The sequence below is a fragment of the Pedobacter sp. KH_004 genome, assembly GCF_057840755.1.
In genome coordinates this window covers 860,597-885,052 of record NZ_CM174519.1, presented here as the reverse complement: position 1 = coordinate 885,052, position 24,456 = coordinate 860,597, and the positions used below count along the sequence as shown (strand labels likewise).

18 protein-coding genes and 1 tRNA gene are annotated in these 24,456 nt (G+C 38.6%); 8 read left to right on the top strand and 11 right to left on the bottom strand.

Going from position 1 to position 24,456, the window contains the following annotated elements:
* Positions 1 to 1,532: 1,532 nt before the first annotated feature.
* A protein-coding gene (locus AC3ITD_RS04060; RefSeq protein ID WP_489364188.1) for an IS3 family transposase occupies positions 1,533 to 2,605 on the bottom strand; the annotation gives its coding sequence in 2 pieces (ribosomal slippage) (positions 1,533 to 2,344 and positions 2,344 to 2,605; 1,074 coding nt in all).
* Between the two features lie 113 nt (positions 2,606 to 2,718).
* On the opposite strand from AC3ITD_RS04060, the gene AC3ITD_RS04055 reads away from it, so the two are divergent.
* A complete protein-coding gene (locus AC3ITD_RS04055; RefSeq protein WP_489364186.1) occupies positions 2,719 to 3,258 on the top strand; it encodes a recombinase zinc ribbon domain-containing protein in 540 nt (179 codons plus the stop codon).
* On the opposite strand, the gene AC3ITD_RS04050 is transcribed toward AC3ITD_RS04055, so the two are convergent.
* From AC3ITD_RS04050 to AC3ITD_RS04040, 3 genes are all read right to left on the bottom strand, one after another.
* On the bottom strand, positions 3,238 to 4,221 hold the full coding sequence (locus tag AC3ITD_RS04050; protein WP_489364184.1) for an ISAon1 family transposase: 984 nt from the start codon (positions 4,219 to 4,221) through the stop codon (positions 3,238 to 3,240). The genes AC3ITD_RS04055 and AC3ITD_RS04050 overlap by 21 nt on opposite strands.
* Complete coding sequence (locus AC3ITD_RS04045; protein WP_265802123.1) at positions 4,196 to 4,558, bottom strand: ISAon1 family transposase N-terminal region protein; 363 nt, start codon at positions 4,556 to 4,558, stop codon at positions 4,196 to 4,198. The genes AC3ITD_RS04050 and AC3ITD_RS04045 overlap by 26 nt, the downstream gene beginning before the upstream one ends.
* Before the next feature lie 334 nt (positions 4,559 to 4,892).
* Positions 4,893 to 4,969: transfer RNA gene (locus AC3ITD_RS04040), tRNA-His, on the bottom strand.
* A gap of 176 nt (positions 4,970 to 5,145) precedes the next feature.
* Between AC3ITD_RS04040 and rnhA the strand changes: the two genes are divergently transcribed.
* Complete coding sequence (rnhA, locus tag AC3ITD_RS04035; protein WP_265799135.1) at positions 5,146 to 5,619, top strand: ribonuclease HI; 474 nt, start codon at positions 5,146 to 5,148, stop codon at positions 5,617 to 5,619.
* A gap of 16 nt (positions 5,620 to 5,635) precedes the next feature.
* Here rnhA and fbp read toward each other — a convergent pair whose 3' ends face one another.
* The 4 genes from fbp to gloA2 form a co-directional block, all read right to left on the bottom strand.
* Complete coding sequence (fbp, locus tag AC3ITD_RS04030) at positions 5,636 to 6,715, bottom strand: class 1 fructose-bisphosphatase (RefSeq protein WP_489364181.1); 1,080 nt, start codon at positions 6,713 to 6,715, stop codon at positions 5,636 to 5,638.
* A gap of 19 nt (positions 6,716 to 6,734) precedes the next feature.
* Entirely contained in the window at positions 6,735 to 7,226 is a 492-nt protein-coding gene (locus tag AC3ITD_RS04025) for a metallophosphoesterase family protein (RefSeq protein ID WP_265799133.1), read from the bottom strand.
* A 183-nt stretch (positions 7,227 to 7,409) separates the two neighbouring features.
* The gene (locus AC3ITD_RS04020) at positions 7,410 to 8,111 is read right to left on the bottom strand and encodes a tRNA1(Val) (adenine(37)-N6)-methyltransferase (protein WP_265799132.1); all 702 of its coding nucleotides are present in this window, start codon (positions 8,109 to 8,111) and stop codon (positions 7,410 to 7,412) included.
* A 63-nt stretch (positions 8,112 to 8,174) separates the two neighbouring features.
* A complete protein-coding gene (gloA2, locus tag AC3ITD_RS04015) occupies positions 8,175 to 8,558 on the bottom strand; it encodes an SMU1112c/YaeR family gloxylase I-like metalloprotein (RefSeq protein ID WP_265799131.1) in 384 nt (127 codons plus the stop codon).
* A gap of 141 nt (positions 8,559 to 8,699) precedes the next feature.
* On the opposite strand from gloA2, the gene purL reads away from it, so the two are divergent.
* Positions 8,700 to 12,437, top strand: a complete 3,738-nt coding sequence (gene purL / locus AC3ITD_RS04010) for a phosphoribosylformylglycinamidine synthase (RefSeq protein WP_489366627.1) — start codon at positions 8,700 to 8,702, stop codon at positions 12,435 to 12,437.
* A 531-nt stretch (positions 12,438 to 12,968) separates the two neighbouring features.
* Here purL and AC3ITD_RS04005 read toward each other — a convergent pair.
* The gene (locus AC3ITD_RS04005) at positions 12,969 to 13,808 is read right to left on the bottom strand and encodes an energy transducer TonB (protein ID WP_489364178.1); all 840 of its coding nucleotides are present in this window, start codon (positions 13,806 to 13,808) and stop codon (positions 12,969 to 12,971) included.
* Positions 13,809 to 14,011: 203 nt separating this feature from the next.
* Here AC3ITD_RS04005 and AC3ITD_RS04000 point away from each other — a divergent pair, with 203 nt between their 5' ends.
* Both AC3ITD_RS04000 and AC3ITD_RS03995 read left to right on the top strand, forming a co-directional pair.
* On the top strand, positions 14,012 to 16,186 hold the full coding sequence (locus tag AC3ITD_RS04000; RefSeq protein ID WP_265799129.1) for a glutamine synthetase III family protein: 2,175 nt from the start codon (positions 14,012 to 14,014) through the stop codon (positions 16,184 to 16,186).
* A 329-nt stretch (positions 16,187 to 16,515) separates the two neighbouring features.
* Positions 16,516 to 17,697, top strand: coding sequence for an AIR synthase related protein (locus AC3ITD_RS03995; RefSeq protein WP_489364175.1), 1,182 nt, complete (start codon positions 16,516 to 16,518; stop codon positions 17,695 to 17,697).
* Positions 17,698 to 17,858: 161 nt separating this feature from the next.
* Here the strand turns inward: AC3ITD_RS03995 and AC3ITD_RS03990 are convergent, their stop codons facing one another.
* Together AC3ITD_RS03990 and AC3ITD_RS03985 are read right to left on the bottom strand one after the other, a co-directional pair.
* Complete coding sequence (locus AC3ITD_RS03990) at positions 17,859 to 18,251, bottom strand: hypothetical protein (RefSeq protein WP_489364173.1); 393 nt, start codon at positions 18,249 to 18,251, stop codon at positions 17,859 to 17,861.
* Positions 18,248 to 18,919 (bottom strand): alpha-ketoglutarate-dependent dioxygenase AlkB family protein, encoded by a 672-nt coding sequence (locus AC3ITD_RS03985; RefSeq protein WP_489364171.1) that lies wholly within the window; start codon positions 18,917 to 18,919, stop codon positions 18,248 to 18,250. Before AC3ITD_RS03985 ends, AC3ITD_RS03990 begins: the two co-directional genes overlap by 4 nt.
* 39 nt (positions 18,920 to 18,958) lie before the next feature.
* Between AC3ITD_RS03985 and AC3ITD_RS03980 the strand changes: the two genes are divergently transcribed.
* Genes AC3ITD_RS03980 through AC3ITD_RS03970 form a run of 3 tightly spaced genes read left to right on the top strand, consistent with a single transcriptional unit; the run spans position 18,959 to position 24,434 of the window.
* A complete protein-coding gene (locus AC3ITD_RS03980) occupies positions 18,959 to 19,696 on the top strand; it encodes an ImuA family protein (RefSeq protein ID WP_489364169.1) in 738 nt (245 codons plus the stop codon).
* A gap of 1 nt (position 19,697) precedes the next feature.
* The gene (locus AC3ITD_RS03975; protein ID WP_489364167.1) at positions 19,698 to 21,197 is read left to right on the top strand and encodes a Y-family DNA polymerase; all 1,500 of its coding nucleotides are present in this window, start codon (positions 19,698 to 19,700) and stop codon (positions 21,195 to 21,197) included.
* A gap of 6 nt (positions 21,198 to 21,203) precedes the next feature.
* A complete protein-coding gene (locus AC3ITD_RS03970) occupies positions 21,204 to 24,434 on the top strand; it encodes an error-prone DNA polymerase (RefSeq protein ID WP_489364165.1) in 3,231 nt (1,076 codons plus the stop codon).
* Positions 24,435 to 24,456 lie beyond the last annotated feature (22 nt).

Genomic DNA, 24,456 nt, shown 5'->3' with positions numbered 1-24,456 from the left:
CTAATTTTACTTAAAGGGGATATCGCTTATTGATGCCAGAACCGTCCATCACTTTGATAGAATTGCAGAAACGCAACAGTTGTCAACTTAGCATTCATTATCCATACCGGAAACCGAAATAAAAGCTCAATATCGGGCATAGCGAGTATGCGCCATTAGAATTTCGTTTTAAAGATCGCAGATGAATTTCCTTCAGCACATTAGGGGAATGAATCGGTTTAGCATTTAAATTGGTGCAAAGGAAATCAAGGGAACTTGCTGTACATGATCACAAAAACTAAATTCGCCGAACATCCATCGTTTCTAAAACCATAGTAACCCGTGTTAGGTTACTTTGTAATGAAGTATAATATCAGATTAACATTTTGTGAATAATAAAGGCATATTTGTGTTGTAATATTTGGTTAATATTACAAGTTTAGGTTAGTTGATATAAAAGCCCTGATGTATGTCAGGGCTTTTCTCCTTTTTGGATTTTTTCAGAAAACATATCAGCAAGAAAGATCGCCGTAATTCTCATAGTGCGCTCTTCCCAGAAAAAAATATGCTTTACCTTAACAAAAAATAACCGTATAATTTTCCTATCAGCGATAAATTCTGCGTTGTCATTGCGGAAAAGGAAGCTAGCTAATCTTCGCACGCAATCTTAGGGGTAAGAACTTATTAATAATCCACACCCAATGCTCGGCAATCTTATTATCTTCAAATCTGAAAATAACCAGTAGCATGACTGGTCTACGTAATCCTTTGATCTGACTGTGAGATATTACAAGATCGTTCGATTCAATAGAGATGTCCGGAAGCCAACGGAATTTACTTTTTTTATTCCGTGTTAGCATATCTGTCAAACACTGATGTCCGTTTATACTTGAGGGACTTTGTTGAAGGTAATTCTCATTACAATATTTGTCAATTGCATGGATGTTCCCTAGTGTGAAGATTTCGTTCAGTATTTTAATTCCAATTTCCTTGTTTGTCATTAGATATGGTGTTAATTTTTGAACCTGGGTGCGACATTTGATGTCGTTCATTCAGCCAAAGCTATTTATAGTGTCATTGATTAGAGGCCTTGTAACCGTTTACTTTTCATGAAAAAGAATCAAGGAAACTTGTGATAAACATCGTTTCCATCCTGCAGATCCAACAAGACCAACTAATAACTTAATCGGGAGGCTTAAAGAGACCTGTTCATGAACGGATCCGGTCGAATGCCGGATTTTTGAGGATAATTTTTGAAAAATCTTTAATTTATGTTCCATAGACCTATTGGCTAACGTTAAATAAAGGTCGAAAAGGATTACAACAGTTTAGATGATGCAAGCCGAAAAAAAAAGTAGATAAATGTCGACGGTAGATATAATTAGACTGTTTGGTTAGGGCTTACCGGGCCACTGGACAAGGGCATAGGATTTGTGTTTCTTTATCACAATTAAAAACTGGTATTTCCGCTCCGAGGTAAGTTAGAAAGCCAGCGAGGTGAATAAATGTAAGCTCCCCCGTTTTTCAGACCATTCAAAAGTATAATTTTGTCCTCAAATTTCCTGTAATAAATCTACCGGAGATTTGAAGTCTAATGCCTGGTGTGGTCGATGGTAATTGTAATCCACCATCCATTCCTCCACTTTCTCCCTTACATCATCCAGGGAGTGAAATATGTAAGCATTTAATAATTCTCTTCTTATGCTTCCATTCAATCTTTCAATATATGCGTTCTGTGTTGGCTCTCCTGGCTGGATAAAAACTAGTTCAACATTGTTTTCCTTTGCCCATTCATCCAACTTATGCGAGATGAACTCCGGCCCATTATCCATTCTTATTTTTTTTGGAAGCTCCCTATATTGTTTTAGTTCATCCAAGGCTCTTATAACTCGCAATGCCGGAAGTGAGTAATCTATCTCCATATTAAGCATCTCTCTGTTGTAATCATCAGCGATGTTTAACAGCCTAAATTTCCGTCCATTCCAAAGTGCATCACTCATAAAATCCATAGACCATACCTCATTTATCGTCTCTGGCACGAATAAAGGTTTTTTGACTCTTTCTGGTAGCCTCTTCTTAGCCCTGCGGCGGATATTAAGCCTCATTGAGGTATAAATCCTATAAATCTTTTTATGGTTCCATTTAAGCCCTTTTCGACGCAATCGGTAGTAGCACGGCCAGAAGCCTATGGAAACGTGCTTTTCAACAAGAAGTGAAAGCGCATCAACTACTTCACTGTCATCGCGTCGTTTATGTTGATAATAATGCTTGCTTCGGTTTAATCGAACGCATTTACAGGCCTGACGATGGCTTATCATTTTTACCATTTCATCCACTAGACCCCTTTTCTCGTCAGGCGTTAAAGCTTTTTTTCTACAGCCTCCTTGAAAACTTCATGCACAAGGCTAAGATTCGCATACATTTTTTTTAAACGTGCATTTTCTTCTTCCAGCGCCTTTAATTTCGATAGTTCTTTAACTTCCATTCCGCCATACCTTTGGCGCCATTTGTAAAAGGCTGCAGTGCTAATTCCTAACTCTCTGCAGAGATCATGCACGTTTTTGCCGCTCTCATGTTCCTTGATTGCTTTTACAATCTGGGATTCCGTAAACTTGATTCTTTTCATATTACCAATTAAAATTAATAGTTTTTCTAATAGCCTCGCTGCGCTCGGTCTAGAATTCTACTTTTAAATGGTCTGAATTTTGGGAAGTGCACAAAGCTCTAATAAGCGAAACGATGTTCTTTAACGTTCAAGACATTTTGAATGGAAGAAAGAAAGAATTTGGACAACCAATTGCTACCCGACAGGAACTACTTTTAAGAGGGTTTCTAAAATGTCCCAATTGCGAAAGAACACTAAGCGGCAGCGCCTCAAAAGGCAGAAATAAATATCACACTTATTACCATTGCTCTTCATCTTGTGGCGTGCGTTTTAAATCGGAAGTAGTTAATGAAGCATTTTCGACAGAATTAATGGAGTATTTACCGCGAAACGGATTTGAAGAGATCTTTGTGGAGACAATATCAGCTTATAATAACCAGATCGGATCAATTCTGGATGAAAGGAAATTATATACTACTCAAATAAGAGATCTAAACAAAAAAATAGACCGAGCAAGAGAGTTGCTATTAGATGATGAAATTGAAGCTACTGATTTTAGAGTAATCAAGAATGATTGCAATGTTAAAATTTCAATCGTTGAATCTAAACTAAACGAAATAAACAGGATCAAGCAAAAAAGTTGGGGAGTAATCTTAAGCATAAATTTTAGATAACCTGAATAGAAAGAATTTCACATTTCTCACACCTCTGAACTGTGCTCTAAAAGCCTTTATCTTTGCATTGAAAGATTCTGCCGAGGCATTGGTTGATCTGTTATCAAAGTAGTTTAGTATCGTTTCGTAGTTGTTCTGGATTGTTCTTGAAATTGTGTTAAACGATTTAAATTCAGCGGATTCTACTTGATTATACCAAATGGCCAGCTTTTTAAAAGCAATTATCCTGTCCTTGGATGTACTGAGTAGAGTGGACAAGCCCTGACTCAGTTTATAGGCCTGTTCAAGATCGGGATACAAACCAAATAAAAGCTCAGCCCGATGTGATTGTGAAGGTGTCCAGTTGACCTCCCGCTTGAATAGCAGATATCTGCTTCTTGCCAGCAATTGTTTTACAGTGTCACCATTTTCCAGCAATTCCGGTACCCAGCGTTTTTTTACAGCCTTGGCCAGCTCCATTTCCTTATTTTCCTGTTCTATGGCCTCCCATCTATGTCTTATCCTTATTTCCTGGACGCCTTCGGTAGCCAGTTGCTGTACGTGAAAGCGATCAGAAACCAGTTTGGCCTGAGGGAAGCATCTTTTAACTATACGCGACATTGTTGGAGCAAGATCAAGAGTAACTTCTTTCACTTTTCTGCGCAGGCCCACCTTGATCTGAGAGAGGACCTGGATCACAGATTCGCTTTCAGTTCCTTTAATAATGGCAACAAGGGCACCTTTTTTACCTTTTGCAGCCTTATTGGTCAGAACGGTATACAACTCTCCCTGGGACAGGCTGGTTTCATCTATGGAAAGATATTCTCCCATATTTTCAGGAAATAGAAGCCAGTCCCCAGCATGTTCCAACTGATCCCAAACGGTAAATCCACTCAGATGGCTAGCATACTGCTCCTCAAGACGTTTGCCGTCAACACCAAAGAAATGACCTAGCGTTTTACAGCTTATTGGGCTTGAATCCAAATAGCTTTTCAAAAAAAAATGCAAACTCGGTAGTCATCTTGGTACCATCGGCAACCAGGTTCCAATCCCTGAAAACAATCTGTTTTGTATTGAGATTTTGCCACTTGCGCCGCTTTAACTTCAAAAAACAAGGTTTTCCACGCAAAGGAAAATCTCGAACGGTGATTTCATCGAAAAAGCCTTTAGAAATCAACTTCTCACCTGAATACTCTTCGGGATGAATGTTTTTCTCTAAAAGATAAATATGGTAAGAGCCTTCAGAAAGTTCGAACTTATCAAGTTCAAAGTATTCAGTTAACCCTTCTGGTAGTATAAATGATAATATTGAGCTGTCCAAAATAATAATGTTGAACAAAATTAAATAAACTTCTCAACTCCCCAACTTTTTTGCTTGATCCAATAAACACGAAGAATAAAGAAATTTTAAACATTAAACCTATAGCAGAGCGCGCTATTAACAATTTAAAGCAATTAGATCTTTTTTATGAAAATTCTAGTGTAGAAGGGAAGAGATACTTGATAAGTACACTTTTTATTGAAAAATTGGTCTACGATGGAGACCGTTTTCGAACCACTTTAGTCAACGAAACTGCCCAGCATATCTACCTGAAAAACAAACAGTTAAAGGTAAAAAAATGGGGCAAAAATTTTCGAAAAAATCTTTGCCCCATTGGGGTGGCTGATGGGGCTCGAACCCACGACCCTCGGCACCACAAACCAATACTCTAACCAACTGAGCTACAGCCACCGTGTTTTTTAGTGTCACAAAAGTACGACTTTTAATATTCCTTGCAAATATTTTTTTCAAAGATTTAACAACAAATTTTTAATTAGTTATTATTCAATTATTTGAAACGAAATATTTTTTTCAATCTTGAACTAAACAGCACTTATCAAAACCAAAAACATAACTTTACAGTCTTTATGATCGAAATTTATACAGACGGAGCAGCAAGTGGAAACCCAGGACCTGGGGGTTACGGCACCATATTACGGGCAGGCAAACATTATAAGGAGTTAAGTGGTGGTTACCGCATGACTACAAATAACCGCATGGAATTACTTGCCGTTATTAAGGGCTTAGAAGCGTTAAAAAGCCTTAACCAGGAAGTGACCGTTTACTCCGATTCGAAATATGTGGTGGATGCAGTGGAAAAAAAATGGGTTTTTGGCTGGGTAACTAAAAACTTCAAAGACAAAAAAAACAAAGATCTGTGGATTCGATTTCTCGAATTATACAAACTTCATAAAGTAAAATTCATTTGGATAAAAGGCCACAACGATCATCCAGAAAATGAACGCTGTGACAGATTAGCGGTTTTTGCTTCTCAAGACAAACAAAACTTAGCCATTGATACTTTTTTCGAAGCAGAACGAAAGAAAGCAACGCTTCTCTAAACAGCACACGGAAAAATTAATCTATTCCACCTACAACACCCATATCCTCCAATTTGGCTTCCACCTGTGTATGAGGAGTTGTAGTTTTATCGGCATAAATTAACATCATTTCCTCTGCTTTCTGTACCATTTTTACCGATCCGATAAATACCGGCACACGTTGGTGCACTTCTGTAGGCTGTATATCCAGTATTCGCTCAAAACCGGTACTCGCCTTTCCCCCAGCCTGCTCGATAATAAAGGCCATTGGGTTACATTCGTAAAGTAAGCGCAATTTCCCTTCCGGTGAACGAGCTGTTGTTGGATAAATGTAAATCCCTCCGTTTATTAAACTTCTGTGGATGTCTCCAACCATAGAACCAATATATCTTGAAGTATACGGACGATCAGAAGCTTCATCTTCTACCTGACAATATTTAATGTATTTTTTTACCCCTTCAGGAAAGTGAACATAATTTCCTTCATTAATGGAATAAGTTACACCAGTTTCCGGAATTTTCATATCCGGATGTGACAAACAAAACTCTCCAATCGATGGATCTAATGTAAAACCATTAACCCCCTTACCCGTGGTGTAAACCAACATAGTAGATGATCCATAAATAATGTATCCGGCTGCTACCTGCTCAGTACCCTTTTGTAAAACATCATCAATACCAGCTCTTCCTTCTAAAGATTTCCTGCGATAAATAGAAAAAACGGTTCCTACCGCAACATTAACATCCGTATTTGACGAACCGTCCATTGGATCGATACAAACAATATACTTTGCATTTTGTGAAACGGGAGATTCGATATGAATGATTTCCTCTTCTTCTTCACTGGCGATAATACAACACTCACCTCCACTGGTTAGTGCAGCAATAAATTGTTGATCAGCATAAACATCAAGCTTTTTTTGCTTTTCGCCCTGAATGTTTGTTGTTCCTACGTGACCGATCATGTCAACCAAACCAGCTTTGTTAATCTCTCGATTTACAATTTTTGCAGCAATCGCAATGTCCCTTAATAACCTCGAAAGTTCACCTTTGGCATAAGGGAAATCTGCTTGTTTTTCTATAATAAATTGTCCTAATGTTTTCACGCCGCAAACCATACTTAGTGTAAATTTTACATTATCTACCTGATAACTCTATAACCTCTAAGGTATGAATATTTTCGTCAGTTATGCAAAAACGAACCAATGTTCTCACTTTATGCCAACCGTGCTTTCCCGCTGCACCTGGGTTAATATGCAAACATTTGATCTTTCCATCTAACATCACTTTTAATATATGTGAGTGGCCGGTAATAAATAATTTTGGCGGGTTAGTGTATATCTCTGGCTTAACAAAGGTAGAGTAACGTCCGGGATAACCGCCGATATGTGTCATCCACACATCTACCTGTTCGCACTGAAACCTATTATGTTCCGGAAATTCATTCCGGATCACAGCATCATCTATATTGCCAAATACACCACGAAGCGGTTTAAACGAAGATAGTTCTGTTGCGACATGAGAACCAAAATCGCCAGCATGCCATATTTCATCCACCTGATCAAAGTGCTTAAATACCGCGTCATCTAAAAATCCATGTGTATCAGAAATTAAACCGATCTTTTTCATTATATAAAGTAAATTGTAAAGCAGTGTGTAAACTTTTGCTCATATCTATTGAAGATTTTTAAAAATTCAGCCTAAATTTTATTTCCGCAATCTATTAAACAACAAATTTGAATTTTATTTTTTGACACAGATATCTCTCGTCATCGACTTATTTCTTTTGTACGATATTATCATTAAATGACATCAAAATGCCAGGAAAAAATCTTTAAGTAATCTCTGATATTCCAGGGTGTGACTTCCTCGCGATTCGTAAATGTAAAAATTGCTTTCATGAAGCAAATCGCCTTCCTTACTTAAACATATGATTTGCCTAAATGGCAATTTGTCTCTATCAGAGCAAATATTAATTCGGGTTTTGAGTTTCATCTGGTATTTCATGGCCTCAACGATCACCTCTTCTGCCTGTTTCAAAGGAAGAATTAACCACAGAGAGCCCTTGGCATCTAAAAGCTGACTTGATTTTTCGACCAATAACCTAAAAAAATTATCGCTTGCGTGTCTTGCCATTCCTTTCCTTACCTCCTCATTTTTCAAATCATTAACAAAAAAGGGTGGATTAGACACAATCAGGTCGAATTTTTCGCTACTTTGATATTCTTCAATGGCCACATGATCAAGATACAATCGACTGTTAAATATGGAGTTTTTAAAATTTTTTTCAGCGGTTTCAGCAGCTTGCAAATCGATTTCTACAGCATAAACATCAGCTTCTGTGAAGCGCTGAGCTAGCATCATCGCGATCACACCTGTGCCTGCTCCTATATCTAATATTTTTTCTGGCCTGTTATGATTAGCCTTCGCAGCAACCAGAACCCCATCGGTATTGATTCGCATAGCACAGCCCGTTTGATCTACTTCGAATTGTTTGAATTTAAAAATGCTCATGGTAGAATATTACTCCTTTAGCGATTGACCCCTACAAAAAAATAAACAATGAGGTGCTTCTAATTAAGCCTCGTACAATTCTAAAGGCAAGCCATCTGGATCCGCAAAAAAGGTAAATCTTTTACCCGTAAATTCATCAATCCGGATAGCTTCGCTAACAATACCTTGATCACTCAATCTTCCAGTTTCTAGTTTAATATTATCCACTTCAAAAGCCAGGTGCCGTAAACCTTGAGCTTCTGGTCCGGAAGGACGAGCGGGCGGATTTTCAAAAGAAAAAAGCTCAATTTGATAAAAGCCGTTTACCGCTAGATCTAATTTGTAAGATTTTCGTTCCGCCCGATAAACCTCAGCCAGAATGGTAAAACCCAGTTTGTTTACATAAAAGTCTTTTGATTTTTCGTAATCAGAACAAATAATAGCAATGTGATGAATTCGGTTGAACATTTGAAGTGGTGTAGAATGAGTGAATTTTGAATGACAGAATGTAGCAAAGTTGCAGAAAATGATTGAAATTTAAATAGCTCAGGCGCTCTAAATGATTCGCAGTTTTAGCAACTATAATTATTTTACATTTAACCGTCCAAAATTCTCTCATTCAACCCTTCATTCCTTCACTCATTAAATTTAAAAAAGCTATTTTTGCACTTTCAAAAAAAAAGCATGATTCATTTCTTCCTTAGTCAATCGCAAGCGATTTTTGTACTTCAAACAGATAAAGCGCTTTCCCCAGATGATATTACTAAACTTGAATGGTTATTCGGCGGCGCCAAAATTTCGCAAGATGCAGCTTTAAGCGGCTTTTTCGTTGGACCAAGAGCTGCAATGATTACACCTTGGAGTACCAATGCTGTTGAGATTACTCAAAATATGGATATTCAAGGCATCATCCGTATAGAAGAATTTAAAGCAGTTGCTGAAGATTTTTCTGATTACGACCCCATGCTTTCTCAGAAATACGACAACCTTGATCAAAACATTTATACCATCAATATCAAGCCTGAACCTATTTTAGAAATCACTGATATTGCTGCTTACAACAAACAAGAAGGTTTATCATTAAGTGATGAGGAAGTTGAATACCTAAATAATCTGGCAAAAAACCTGGAACGACCACTTACTGATTCAGAGGTTTTCGGTTTCTCGCAGGTGAATTCGGAACATTGCCGCCACAAAATTTTCAACGGTAAATTTGTAATTGATGGTGTAGAACAACCAACTTCACTTTTTAAGTTGATTCGCAAAACTTCGGAAGAAAATCCTAACGATATTGTTTCTGCATATAAAGATAACGTGGCTTTTATCAAAGGGCCGCGAGTGCAACAATTTGCACCTAAACGTGCTGATGTCCCTGAGTATTACGCTACAAGTAATTTTGATTCGGTAATATCTCTAAAAGCCGAAACGCACAATTTCCCTACAACTGTAGAGCCTTTTAATGGTGCTGCAACAGGTTCTGGTGGCGAAATCAGAGATCGTTTAGCTGGCGGACAAGGCTCATTACCTCTAGCCGGAACTGCGGTTTACATGACAGCGCTTTCGCGTTTGGAAGCAAATCGTCCCTGGGAAAATGGTGTTGAAGAAAGACAGTGGCTGTATCAAACGCCGATGGACATTCTGATCAAAGCATCAAATGGTGCGACAGATTTTGGAAACAAATTCGGTCAGCCACTTATTACTGGCTCGGTTTTAACTTTCGAGCATGAAGAAGATTCACGCAAATTAGGTTTCGATAAAGTAATCATGCTTGCCGGTGGTATCGGTTATGGCAAGGCTAGTCAGGCACAAAAACAAAAACCACAGGAAGGAGATAACATTGTTGTTCTCGGTGGTGAAAATTATAGAATTGGAATGGGTGGTGCAGCCGTATCATCAGCTGATACCGGCCAGCATGGATCAGGCATCGAATTAAACGCCATTCAACGTTCCAACCCGGAAATGCAAAAACGTGCTGCAAACGCTGTACGTGGCATGGTAGAAAGCGGAGAGAACTTCATTGTTTCTATTCACGATCACGGTGCAGGCGGACACTTAAACTGTTTATCAGAATTGGTGGAAGAAACAGGTGGTTTGATCGATCTTGATAAATTACCTGTTGGCGACCCTACCCTATCTGCTAAAGAAATTATCGGCAACGAATCTCAGGAAAGAATGGGATTGGTAATCGGCAACGAACATATTGAAACTTTACAGAAAATTGCCGATCGCGAACGTTCTCCAATGTACAACGTTGGAAAAGTAACTGGCGATCATCGCTTTACTTTTAAATCGGAAACCACAGGTGCTAAACCAATGGATTTTGAGCTTAAGGATATGTTTGGCAGCTCCCCGAAAATTGTAATGGAAGATCAAACGATCGACCGTAAATATGAATATCTAAGTTATCAAAAAGCGGAACTGAACACTTATTTAGAGCAAGTTTTACAATTGGAGGCTGTGGCATCGAAAGATTGGTTAACCAACAAAGTTGACCGTTGTGTGGGTGGCCGCGTAGCAAAACAACAAACTGCAGGTCCATTACAATTGCCTTTAAACAACTGCGGGGTAATGGCATTGGATTTTCAGGGCAAGGAAGGAATTGCAACTTCGGTTGGTCATGCTCCACTTTCGGCTTTAATTGATCCGGCTGCTGGTAGTCGCAATGCGATCGCAGAATCACTATCAAACATCGTTTGGGCTCCATTAAAAGATGGTTTAAAAAGCGTTTCGCTTTCTGCCAACTGGATGTGGGCCTGTAAAAATGAAGGTGAGGATGCCCGTTTATATGCTGCCGTTAAGGCATGTTCGGAATTTGCTATTGATTTAGGAATCAACATCCCGACAGGGAAAGATTCACTTTCAATGAAACAGAAATACAAGGATGGTGATGTAATTGCACCAGGAACAGTAATTATTTCTGCAGGCGCAAACTGTGATGATATCACTAAAGTGGTGGAGCCAGTACTTCAAAAAGATGGCGGTTCAATTTATTATATCAACCTTTCTAATGATACTTATAAACTAGGTGGGTCATCCTTCGCACAGATATTAAACAAAATCGGCACTGAAACACCGGATATCAAAGATGCGGGTCAATTCTCAAAAGCATTTAACGCCATTCAACAGCTAATTAAAGAATGTAAAGTGCAATCCGGACATGATATTGGCAGCGGTGGTTTAATTACTACCTTACTGGAAATGTGTTTTGCAGATCGCGATTTAGGTGCATCAATTGATTTAACCGCCTTAAACGAGCAAGATATTATCAAGTTACTATTTGCGGAAAATATCGCGATTGTTTTTCAAGCGGATTCATCAGTAGAAAGCACTTTAACAACCGCCGGTGTAACTTTCCATAAAATCGGGGAAGTGAATTCATCAGCTACGCTGGAAGTAAAAAATAAAGCTGATAGTTTCAGTTTTGATATTGATCATCTACGTGATGTTTGGTTTAAAACATCTTACTTATTAGATAGCAAGCAGACAGGAAATGGATTAGCGAAAGAACGTTACGATAATTATAAAAATCACGTTTTAAAATACAGTTTTCCATTACAGTTTGATGGAAAGAAACCGGTAATTGATTCCTCTAAACCTCGTCCAAAAGCGGCGATTATCCGCGAAAAAGGAAGTAATTCTGAGCGTGAATTAGCCAATGCAATGTATTTAGCTGGTTTTGATGTAAAAGATGTGCACATGACGGATTTAATTACTGGCAGGGAAACATTAGAAGATATTCAGTTTATTGGTGCCGTTGGTGGTTTCTCTAACTCTGATGTTTTAGGATCGGCAAAGGGCTGGGCAGGCGCATTTTTATACAATGAAAAAGCGAGAGTAGCACTGGAGAAATTTTTCGCCCGCCCTGATACTTTATCTGTTGGTATTTGCAATGGTTGCCAATTATTTGTAGAGCTTGGTTTAATTAACAAAGATCATGAAGACAAGCCAAAAATGTTGCACAACAAAAGTGGCAAACACGAAAGTATTTTCACTTCATTAACGTTACAAGAAAACAATTCGGTGATGTTATCAACTTTGGCCGGCAGCACCTTAGGCGTTTGGGTATCGCATGGCGAAGGAAGATTCTCTTTACCATATGCAGAAGAAAAATATAAAATTGTAGCTAAATATGCTTACGAAACGTATCCGGCAAGCCCCAACGGTTCGGATTATAACACCGCGATGATGTGTGATGAAACAGGTCGCCATTTGGTGATGATGCCACACATTGAACGTTCTTTATTCCAATGGCATTGGGCAAACTATCCGGCTGGCAGAAAAGACGAGGTTTCGCCATGGATGGAAGCTTTCGTAAATGCCAGAAAATGGATTGAAGAAAAGGCATAGGGTTAGCCATATTTATTTATACAAAAAGCTTGGGTTTTACTCAAGCTTTTTGCGTTTATGCTATTTTGATACGGCTATTTTGTTCGTCATTCCCGCGAAGGCGGGAATCGTAAAGCGTGAGAAAGAAAAACGTAGTAAGATCCCCAGTCAAGCTGAGGATGACGACCGTTCCTGGTTATCCTAATGGTTGGTGTCCTCAACAAACATAATGCTATTACTACACTTCCCGTCATTCCCGCGAAGGCGGGAATCGTAAAGCGTGAGAAAGGAAAGCGTAGTAAGATCCCCAGTCAAGCTGAGGATGACGACCGTTTATAGTTGGTTTTCAAATTCAACGGCCACTAATTGCTATCGTTAATCTTCTGCCCTTCCCGTCATTCCCGCGAAGGCGGGAATCGTAAAGCGAAAGTAAAATCTTTAAACGCAGTATTTATACAGAACAAAGGCCTGAATCTTCATCCAGGCCTTTAACCAATCATCCATCACACCTTCCCTATTTTGAGCGTTAAATATTTAACTGATCCCACTGCCTTACATTAAATTAAAATTAATCGGCATGTTATATCTCACCCTAACTGGAATGCCCTTATTTTTGCCGGGTTTCCACATAGGTGATTTCTTGATTACTTTCATGGCTTCTTCATCGCGGCCAAAACCAATGCCTCTAAGCACCTTCACATCAGTTATCGAACCATCCTTCTCTACAACGAAACTTAAAAACACCTTACCTTGAATACCATCCTCCTGCGCTTGTGATGGATAGCGCAGATTACGCTCCATGTATTTTGTAAAAGCTTTCATACCGCCGGCAAACTCTGGATATTCATCTACCCCACCTCCTGTATAAATCTCTTTATCTTCTCCAGTTCCAGCAACCTCTTTTTCTAATCCGCTGCCATTACCATTCAAAGAAGAGGTTACCAGGGTTAAATTCGGTTTGATTTCACCATCCTGAGTTACATTGCCCACTACAGCATTCTGAATCTCTTTAATAGTTGGTGGATCTTTAATTTCAGTTTTATCAACCACAACAATGTTCGAAGTCATTTTAACTGTTTTTACTTTCACTGGCTCTGATTTCGCCGGCTCCACTTTTTTTTCTGGCTCTGGCTTCTTCATCTCATGAATCACATCACTTAAATCAATAACTTTTGGAGGGACAATAACTTCTACCACCGTTGGAAATATTTTGCTATACACTAAAGGAGCAAAGACAAGCAATAAAAAAAGACTTACGGATAGCAATAATGCCCGGGTCATGATTTTTGACGATTTAGACCTTAACTCATAAGCACCATAAGTTTTGTTTCGGTTTGCGAATACAAGATCGAGCCACTCGGTTTTGTACACATTGATTGAGGAGTTGAACATAGCTATTGATTTTTATAGCATGATGTAGCAAATTTCACAATTCCATAAACCAGCTGAAAATTCCACTTTCTTTACGAATAATGAAAAATTCCATTTGAAAAACATTTTTTTATTTCATTTTCAATAAAATTGCTCTAAAACTTACGATTGTTTTATAAAAAACAATAAAATATACTATTTTTGACAAAAAACATAACAAATTAATGAAAAGCTTAAGAACCATCGCATTAAAAGAGGCTCAAAACAGAATTTCGCCAGAAGTAAAATCACCATCTGCAAAAATTTCTGATTTTTTTGGCGCTAATGTATTTGATAAGAAAAAAATGAGAGATTTCTTATCTAAGGACGTGTATGAAAAATTAATCTCATCTATTAATCAAGGTGAATTAATTAATTCTGACGATGCTAACCAGATCGCAAATGCAATGAAAGCATGGGCTATGGCTGCTGGAGCAACGCATTACACTCACTGGTTCCAACCATTAACAGGTACAACTGCTGAAAAACACGATTCATTTTTTGAGCCAAGTGGCGAAGGTGCTATAGAAAAATTTGCTGGAAGTGCTTTGGTTCAACAAGAACCGGATGCATCAAGTTTCCCTAACGGGGGTATCCGTAATACTTTCGAAGCTCGTGGTTACACTGCATGGGATCCATCTTCTCCAGCATTCATTATGGAAAGCAAAGCAGGTAAAACACTTTGTATTCCTACCGTTTTCGTATCCTACACTGGTGAGGCTTTAGATTATAAAGCTCCATTATTAAAAGCATTAGCTGCACTTGATAAAGCCGCTGTTGATGTTTGCCAGTATTTTGATAAAAGCATCACTAAAGTAAATGCATCTTTAGGTATTGAGCAAGAATATTTCCTGGTTGATGAATCATTGTTTAATGCCCGCCCGGATTTATTGTTAACTGGTCGTGCTTTATTCGGACACATGTCTGCTAAAGGCCAACAGTTAGAAGATCATTATTTCGGATCAATTCCTGAGCGTGTTTTCACCTACATGGTCGATTTCGAAAATGAAGCCCTAAAATTAGGTATTCCTTTAAAAACCCGTCACAATGAGGTTGCACCTTCTCAATTCGAATGTGCTCCTATTTATGAAGAAATAAACCTGGCCATTGATCACAATCAATTATTGATGGATTTGATGGAAAAAGTTGCTCGTCGTCACCATTTCCGTGTTTTATTACACGAAAAACCATACGCTGGCATCAACGGTTCAGGTAAACACAACAACTGGTCGTTAATTACTGATACTGGTAAAAACTTATTGGCTCCAGGCAAAACGCCTAAAAACAACTTAATGTTTTTAACTTTCTTCGTAAACACGATTAAAGCAGTAAGCGAACATGCAGATTTATTACGTGCGAGTATTGCTTCAGTAAGTAATGATCACCGTTTAGGTGCTAACGAAGCGCCGCCAGCAATTATCTCAATCTTCTTAGGTTCTCAATTAAACGATGTTTTAGATGAAATTGAGCACTCACGCATCAGCAAAAAAATTAAAGAAGATAACGCACTTTGGTTAGGTATCCCTAAAATTCCACAAATTTTGTTGGATAATACCGACCGTAACCGTACTTCACCTTTTGCATTTACAGGTAACAAATTCGAGTTAAGAGCAGTTGGTTCTTCAGCTAACTCTTCGGCTCCAATGACGATCTTAAACGCAATTATGGCTGAGCAATTGGTTAAATTCAAAGCTGAAGTTGATAAATTGATCAAAAAAGGCGATAAAAAAGACATCGCTTTATTAACGGTAATCAAAAAATACATCAAAGAATCCAAATCAATTCGTTTTGAAGGTAATGGCTACAGCCAGGAGTGGGAAGATGAAGCTGCAACACGTGGTTTATCAAACATCAAAACTACACCGAAAGCTTTAGATGCTTATTTAACTGAGAAATCTGCAAGTTTATTTGAAAGTACCGGAATTTATAGCAAACGTGAAATCCATGCCCGTCATGAAATCATGTTAGAGAATTTCTACAAAAAACTACAAATTGAAGCTCGTGTAATGGGCGAAGTGGCAAATACTGCCATCATTCCTGCTGCAATTGCTTACCAAAATTCTTTAATCGAGAATGTAAAAGGGTTAAAAGAACTTGGTGTAGAAAGCAAATCTTCTCTTGACATCGTTAAAAAACTTTCTGAGCATTTAGACATCGTTAAAACCAATATCGACGCGATGTTAGAAGAACGTAAAGTAACCAACAAAATTGAAGACACTCGTGAGAAAGCAATTGCTTACGATGAGAAAGTTAAATCTTACTTCGATACTATCCGTTACCATGCTGATAAATTAGAGCAAATTGTTGACGATAGCGTTTGGCCTTTACCAAAATTCAGAGAATTGTTATTCATGAAATAGATTTTAAGCCGGAAGGTTTAAGGTATAGGGCGTAAGGTGTAAACTTTACGCCCTTTTTTTTGATCATGATTTTTTGGATTTAAGGATTTTATGATCGTTCTCTTTAACATTGGCGTTTTGTTTAGCCCCACGTATTGCTGAACTTGATTCAGCATCTTTCATGTCTTATGCCCAACGCTTGTTCGTGCTATCAAGTTCCTGAAACAAGTTCAGGATGACGGCCGTTTATAGTTAGTTAATATAAACGAACAAAACTAAAATTTTAACCACCAAAAACTTCTGACTCCCGACTTCTGACTCCCGACTTTTTCCCTTATCTTTGCGCCAACATGAGTGATAACAGGTACAATCAACGTGGCGTTTCTGCCTCAAAAGAAGATGTGCATAATGCCATCAAAAATATCGACAAAGGAATTTTCCCGAAAGCATTCTGCAAAATCATTCCTGACGTTTTAAGTGGCGATGAAGATTTTTGTAATATCATGCATGCCGATGGTGCCGGAACAAAATCATCTCTGGCTTATGTTTATTGGAAAGAAACAGGAGATATCTCCATCTGGAAAGGCATTGCCCAAGATGCAATCATCATGAATATTGATGATTTGATTTGCGTGGGCGCCACTGATCAGATCCTCTTATCATCTACCATCGGACGAAATAAAAATTTAATACCTGGAGAAGTAATTGCTGCTGTAATTAACGGTACAGAAGAAATTCTGGCTGATTTAAGGGAACAGGGAATTTCTATTTATTCTACCGGCGGCGAAACTGCCGATGTTGGCGATTTAGTAAGAACGATTATCGTAGATTCTACGGTAACCTGCCGCATGAAGCGTGAAGATGTAATCAGTAACGATAACATCAAACCAGGTGATGTAATTGTGGCTTTAGCTTCTTACGGACAAGCAACCTACGAAACAGAATACAATGGAGGAATGGGTTCTAACGGATTAACCTCTGCTCGTCACGATGTTTTTGAGAAATCTGTTGCCAATAAATATCCTGAAAGTTTCGATCCTGCTGTACCTTTTGATTTGGTTTTTTCAGGTCAAAAGCAGCTAACTGATGAGATTGAAATTGAAGGTTTCGGTAAAACTACTGTTGGCAAACTCGTTTTATCTCCTACACGAACTTACGCACCGGTGATTAAGAAAATATTATCACAATACCGCAAACAAATTAATGGAATTGTTCATTGCAGTGGTGGTGCTCAAACAAAAGTACTCCATTTTATCAATGATGATATCCATGTGATTAAGGACAATTTATTTCCTATTCCACCCCTATTTAAACTCATCCAAGAACAATCTGGTACAGATTGGAAAGAGATGTATAAAGTTTTTAATATGGGTCATCGCATGGAATTATATGTTCCACAAGAAATTGCAAAAGATATTATAGAGATTTCAAAAAGCTTTAACATTGATGCGCAAATTATTGGTCGCGTTGAAAAAGGTAACCAAAAACAGGTTACCATCGAAAGTGAAAAAGGAACTTTTATCTATAATTAAGAAATAGCTAACCATGGCGCTTGAAAAATCAAGCGTCATTTTTGTTTTCTTTAAAATTGTAATTTTACAGCCATTGATAAATTATAATTTTTATCAAGATTTAAATTAAACTTCGAATTCAAATCCAGCCTCAAATTTTGCATCGTAAACTTTAAAACAAATCAACCATTCGTCTTTAACAAGTTGAGGAATAAAATCACGGAAAATCTTTTCAAAGAATGAAATTCGATATTGGGTTTAGCAACAATAAGATACATAGATTCTGATTGAACAATAACCTCTTCTACCCACATTGGCCAACGATCTTTAATCAGTTTGGGTAATTTTAGAAACTGTTGTCCTTTTAAAAATTTGCCGATTGATTGTACAAATTGTTCATCAAGTTTTTGGTCGCTCAGGTTTCGCCAATATCCGTTAATCAATTCTATCTGACCCAATATTTCATCATCATTTAAAATTATAAATGATTGCTGGTTTTCTTCCTGTAGCAAGAGATAGGCACAGAAACCTAAACTTTCAGTTGGGTCTTCATGAATATAATGAAGCTTAATCATAATGAAGGGTTAATAATATTTCTAAAGGTGAGGTTAATTCTGGGTTTCATATATAGTTTAGATTTCGCAATCCGATGATCCCACTTTTGCTGTAAATCACCTTTCATCAAAAGCAATGAGCCATGTTCTAATTTAATAGAATATTTTTCTGAGTGGTTTGCTTTTAGGCGAATATCAAAAGACCTAACCTGTCCAAAAGACAAAGATGCAATCACAGGATGAGAGCCCATTACGGTTTCATTATCACTGTGCCAGGTTACAGAATCCTGCCCATCTCTATAATAATTAAGCAATACCGAATTAAAGGTGATGCCGGCAGCAGGTTCTACCATAGATTTTAGCTGCAATAGTTCATCAGTCCAACACAAAGGAATCGATTTACCTAATGCTGTATAATCCAACTGCTCTGCATCCCCATACCAGGCAGATAACCTTGGCGTAGTAATCTCTTTATCGTAATACCGCACTACTTTTTGTCTCCATGGTGTATTCTCTATTAAATGAATTAAAAGTGAATCGCTTTCCGTTTTCCCAATAAAGTTGTTTTTATAGGTTAAAATATCCGATGGCAAGCCAATGGATTGTCCTGCTTCAGCAAAAAAACTTAACTGTTCCATAACGCCTACAAAGGTGCAAAACTTTTTATAAATTACTAATATTTTTAGCATTATATTTGCCTTTACTAAATTCAAAACAGGAGGTTGATTATGGTAAAGGAATCTAAACGGCACTTAATTGAAGATTTAAAGAAACAAATTTTAGGTTTGCAGGGCTATAGCGCATTAAGCATTCAAGAAAATAGTTTACCTAAATTGAGTTTGTTTGCAAATGCATTTCCGAATAAAAATTTTCCATTGGAGGGCATTCATGAATTTATTGCTATTGAAACCGAAGATACAGCGGCAAGTGTTGGCTTTATAAACGCATTACTCTCTGCATTAATGGAAACCGGTAGTCCATCCATCTGGATTAGCAGTTCCAGAAATCTTTTTCCTCCTGCTATGCAGCGTTTTGCATTAAAACCCGATCAAATTATTTTTATCGATCTCAATCATCAAAAAGAAATATTATGGGTTTTAGAAGAAGCCTTAAAATGTGAAAATTTAAGCGCTGTGGTCGCAGAAATTTCTGAGCTTAGTTTTAGCCAATCTCGAAGGCTACAATTGGTAATTGAAAAAAGTAAAGTACCCGCTTTTATTTTACGAAATAACCCGCAGCAAGTTAGCAACACCACTTGTTTGGCCCGATGGCAAATTAAGCATTTACCCAGTTTGTTGCCCGATGGCATGCCTGGTGTAGGTCATCCTTCCTGGTCGGTAAATTTACTTAAAGTTAGAAATGCACAGCCTGCAAGTTTTGAGGTGGCCTGGAACGGTACTACATTTCAACACCTCAACCAGGTTCAAAAAGTTCTTCAACCTCTTAAAAAACTTCAGGCAAGTTAGTATGGAAAAGCGTTTTGCAAGTATATGGTTTCCGTTTTTACTAACGGACTGGCTTTGTATCCGCCGTCCGGAGCTAAAAAAATGCGCTTTCGTTTTTACGGCGCCGGTACACGGTCGCGTTATAATTACCGCCTGTAACGCTTTAGCAGCAAGACAGGGCATACAAGTGGGCATGCCTTTGGCTGATGCCCGGGCACTGGTACATGAGATTGAGGTTTTTGATGATAAACCTGACCGGAATATCAAACTTTTAAAAGGACTGGCAGAGTGGTTCATCAGGTTTACGCCCTGGGTAGCCATTGATGCTCCAGATGGAATTGTGCTTGATATTACCGGATGTGCGCATTTATGGAACAATGAAGCGCATTATCTTGCCCAGATCAGTAATCGCATGCTTGAAATTGGATACACTACCAAATTGGCCATTGCCGATACCATTGGAACTAGCTGGGCAGTTGCTCGTTTTTCGAGCCAGGAAAACATCGTTCCCGCCAGGAAACAATATTATGCTTTATTGCCACTGCCAGCGGCATCCCTCCGGCTGGAGCAACCTACCATAGAGCGTTTGAATAAACTTGGCCTGCAAAAAATAGCGCAATTTATTCAAATGCCGCGAAGTGTGTTGCGTCGCCGATTTGGAGAAAATTTATTAAATCGCATTGGCCAGGCCATTGGTGATTTACCTGAAGTTTTTGATCCTGTAATAATTATCCCTGAATATGAAGAAAGATTGCCTTGCCTTGAACCCATAAGAACTGCTACCGCAATAGAAATAGCCATTAAAAAGCTACTGGAACAAATTTGTACCCGATTAAAAAACGATGGACTCGGTTTACGCAAGGCAGAATTAAAAGGTTTCCGTATAGATGGAAAAATTATCCGTACAGCAATCGGAACCCATCAAAGCAGCAACGAAGCTGATCATTTATTTAAGCTGTTTGCTTTAAATATTGACAAACTAGCGCCAGGTTTAGGCGTAGAACTTTTTACCTTATCAGCAAGTAAAACTGAACCTGTTGAACTGCCACAGGAAAAATTATGGCTTACTAAATCCGGACTCCAAAATCCATCACTTTCTGCTTTACTCGATCGTGTAGCCGGAAAAGTGGGACCGAAAGCTATTCGCCGCTTTATTCCTGAAGCCAATTATTGGCCGGAACGTGCTATAAAAAAAGCAGATTCTCTTACTGAAAACAATGATTTACCCTGGCATAATCCATTAGGAAGACCAATCCAATTGCTGCATCAACCAGAACATATCCAGGTTACTGCACCAATTCCAGATTATCATCCTTTGTTATTTATTTACAAAGGGAAACTTCATCCCATTAAAAAAGCAGATGGACCAGAGCGGATAGAGCGTTCTTGGTGGGTTGAAAGCGGAGAGCACCGCGATTATTATATTGTAGAAGATGATCAGGGTTGCCGTTATTGGCTATTTAGGGCCGGTCATTATTCCGCCCAGAATTCGCGTTGGTTTATTCATGGTTTTTTTGCTTAAATAGTTATGGAATATGCAGAACTTCAAATCACCAGCAATTTTAGCTTTTTAAAAGGTGCTTCACATCCTGAGGAATTGGTAGAAGAGGCCGCAAAAATGGGCTATTCTAAAATTGCCATTACCGACCATAATACCCTGGCCGGTATAGTTAGAGCACATGCCGCCGCTAGAAAACATGAAATCAATATTATTCCGGCTTGCCGGTTGAACCTACAGGATGGCCCAAGTTTGCTTGCGTACCCTACAAACCAGGCAGCCTATGCTAAATTATCAGCATTGCTGAGTCTTGGCAACCTCCGTACCGAAAAAGGAAGCTGTTTGCTTTACAGGGAGGATGTATATCAACATTCATCCGGCATTTTATTTATCGCCATTCCTCCTGATACTTTATCTGCAAATTTTGATTTTGAAACCGATTTCCAAAATTCTTTGGCAGAATATAAACACAACCTTAATGATCAGCTTTATTTAGCTATTTCCAGGAATTATCAGGGCGAAGATCAAAAGCGGATGTTTCGTTTAACATCGCTTGCTAATCAATTGAGGATTCCTTTAGTGGCAACCAACGATGTGTATTACCATACGCCAGAAAGACGCGAGCTGCAGGATGTGCTAACTTGTGTTCGTGAGAAATGCACCATTCATGCCGCCGGTTTTCATTTGTTTAAAAATGCAGAACGCCATCTTAAAACTCCAGAAGAGATGTTAAGGCTTTACCGGCAATATCCACAAGCGCTTCAAAATGCCGTACATATTGCGCAAACATGTCAGTTTAGTTTAGATAGCCTCAAATACGTATATCCGGAGGAGATAACCAACGGAGAGCGCTCTCCTTTTGAAGAATTAACCCATTTAGCGTGGAAAGGTGCACATGAAATTTTCGGTGAAAATTTGCCGCAAAAAATTGTAGACAACATTAACTATGAACTGAATTTTGTAAAGGAAATGGAATATGCTTCTTATTTTCTTACCGTTTATGACATTGTGAGTTTCGCCCGAAGGCAAAAAATTCTTTGCCAGGGTCGCGGTTCTGCTGCAAATTCTACCATTTGTTATTGCCTGGGCATAACCTCGGTAGACCCAACAAAATTTGATTTACTTTTTGAACGTTTCGTTTCTTCAGCCAGGAATGAGCCACCCGATATAGATGTAGATTTTGAGCATGAACGCCGTGAGGAAGTGATTCAATACATCTATAATAAATATGGCAGAGATCGGGCCGCGATTGTTGCAACCGTTACCCAACAGCGACAAAAAGGAGCCATTAGAGATGTTGGCAAAGTGATGGGCTTATCTGTTGATACCATTAACAGGCTATCGGCATCCATTTGGGAGTTTACCGATGAATGGTTTGAGGGGAACAGGTTAACAGAGCAAGGGCTTAATCCTAATGATCCACTATTAAGAAAAGTACTTTCACTTACTGCACAAATGATGGGCTTCCCTCGTCAGCTGGGGCAACATACAGGCGGCTTTGTGATTACGCAGGGTAAACTGACCGATCTTTGCCCGATATTGAATGCCCGCATGGCTGATCGAACCAATATTGAATGTAACAAGGATGATATTGATACACTGGGTTTTTTAAAAATAGATATTTTGGCTTTAGGTATGTTAACCTGCATTAGAAAAGGTTTCGATTTAGCAAAACAACACTACAATCTCGATCTTTCTATGGCTAAAATTAACGAATATGATGATCCGGAAGTATATAAAATGATTAGCCATGCAGATACCATTGGCGTATTTCAGATAGAAAGCCGGGCCCAACAATCTATGTTACCCAGATTGAAACCAGAATGCTTTTACGATCTGGTAATTGAAGTGGCAATTGTACGTCCTGGTCCTATTCAGGGCGACATGGTTCATCCTTATTTGCGCAGAAGAAACAAAGAAGAAGTGATAGAATATCCTTCAAAAGAACTGGAAGAAATTTTAAATAAAACTTTGGGAGTTCCACTTTTTCAGGAGCAGGCGATGAAAATTGCCATCGTAGCTGCCGGTTTTACACCTACTGAAGCCGATGAATTGCGTAGAAGCATGGCAACCTTTAAACTGAAAGGTATGGTTACGCAGTTCGAGAAAAAATTAATCTCTGGAATGGTAGCTAAAGGTTACGATGAAGAATTTGCAAAACGAATTTTTAAGCAACTGGAGGGTTTTGGAAGTTATGGATTTCCAGAAAGTCATGCTGCAAGTTTTGCGCTCCTGGTGTATGTTTCCTGCTGGTTAAAATGCTATTACCCCGATGTATTTGCAGCGGCTTTATTAAATAGTATGCCCATGGGATTTTATCAGCCAGCGCAAATAGTAATCGATGCCCGAAAGCACAATGTTGAGGTTCGCCCGATTGATATCAACTACTCTTATTTCGATAATACCTTGGAAGAACTGGTTGGGAAATATCACGCTTTGCGTTTAGGTTTCAGACAAATTAAAGGCATTAGAACAGAAGATATTGAAGCGCTAACCACGTATCGGATAAAGCATTATCAGAATATTCATGAACTATTGGATGTGGGTGTATCATTAGCCACAATGGAACGTTTGGCAGACGCTGATGCTTTTCGTTCTTTAGGTTTTGATCGGCGCCAGGCTTTATGGGAAGTTTCTGCCCTGGCCGATAGACCAATTGCACTCTTTAAAGATCAGGCAGCAGAAAGTCAGCTAGAAAAACAAACGTCCCTCCCGCTCATGTCTACCTCCGAACATGTGATTCAAGATTATGCTTCTACTTCACTTTCATTAAAAGCACATCCGGTAAGCTTTGTACGGGAGCAATTGAATTTGTTGAGGGTATCAGCCAATAAAGATTTAACAGAAATTAAGGATGGAACAACATTAAAGGTAGCCGGACTCGTATTGGTGAGGCAAAGACCTGGAACAGCTGGTGGAGTTTGTTTTATTACTATAGAAGATGAATCAGGATTTTCAAACCTGGTTGTTTTTGAAAGCTTATTTATAAAATATAGAAAAGAAATTTTGCAGGCCAGGTTACTCATGGTAGAGGGAAAACTACAAAGAGAAGGCGAAGTGATCCATGTTATTGTAAAACGTTGCTTCGATCTTACTCCGCTATTAAGAAAATTAAGCAAGGAAGAGAATGATCATTCCTCTTTGTTAACACTTTCCCGTTCTGATGAAAAAACGGCTCCTTTCCCTGTCGAAAATAAAAGAACTCAGGTACGCAAAACAGACCAGGAAATTTCCATTCCGCAAGCCCGTAATTTTAGATAAGAATAAATGCTCAAAATTTAAG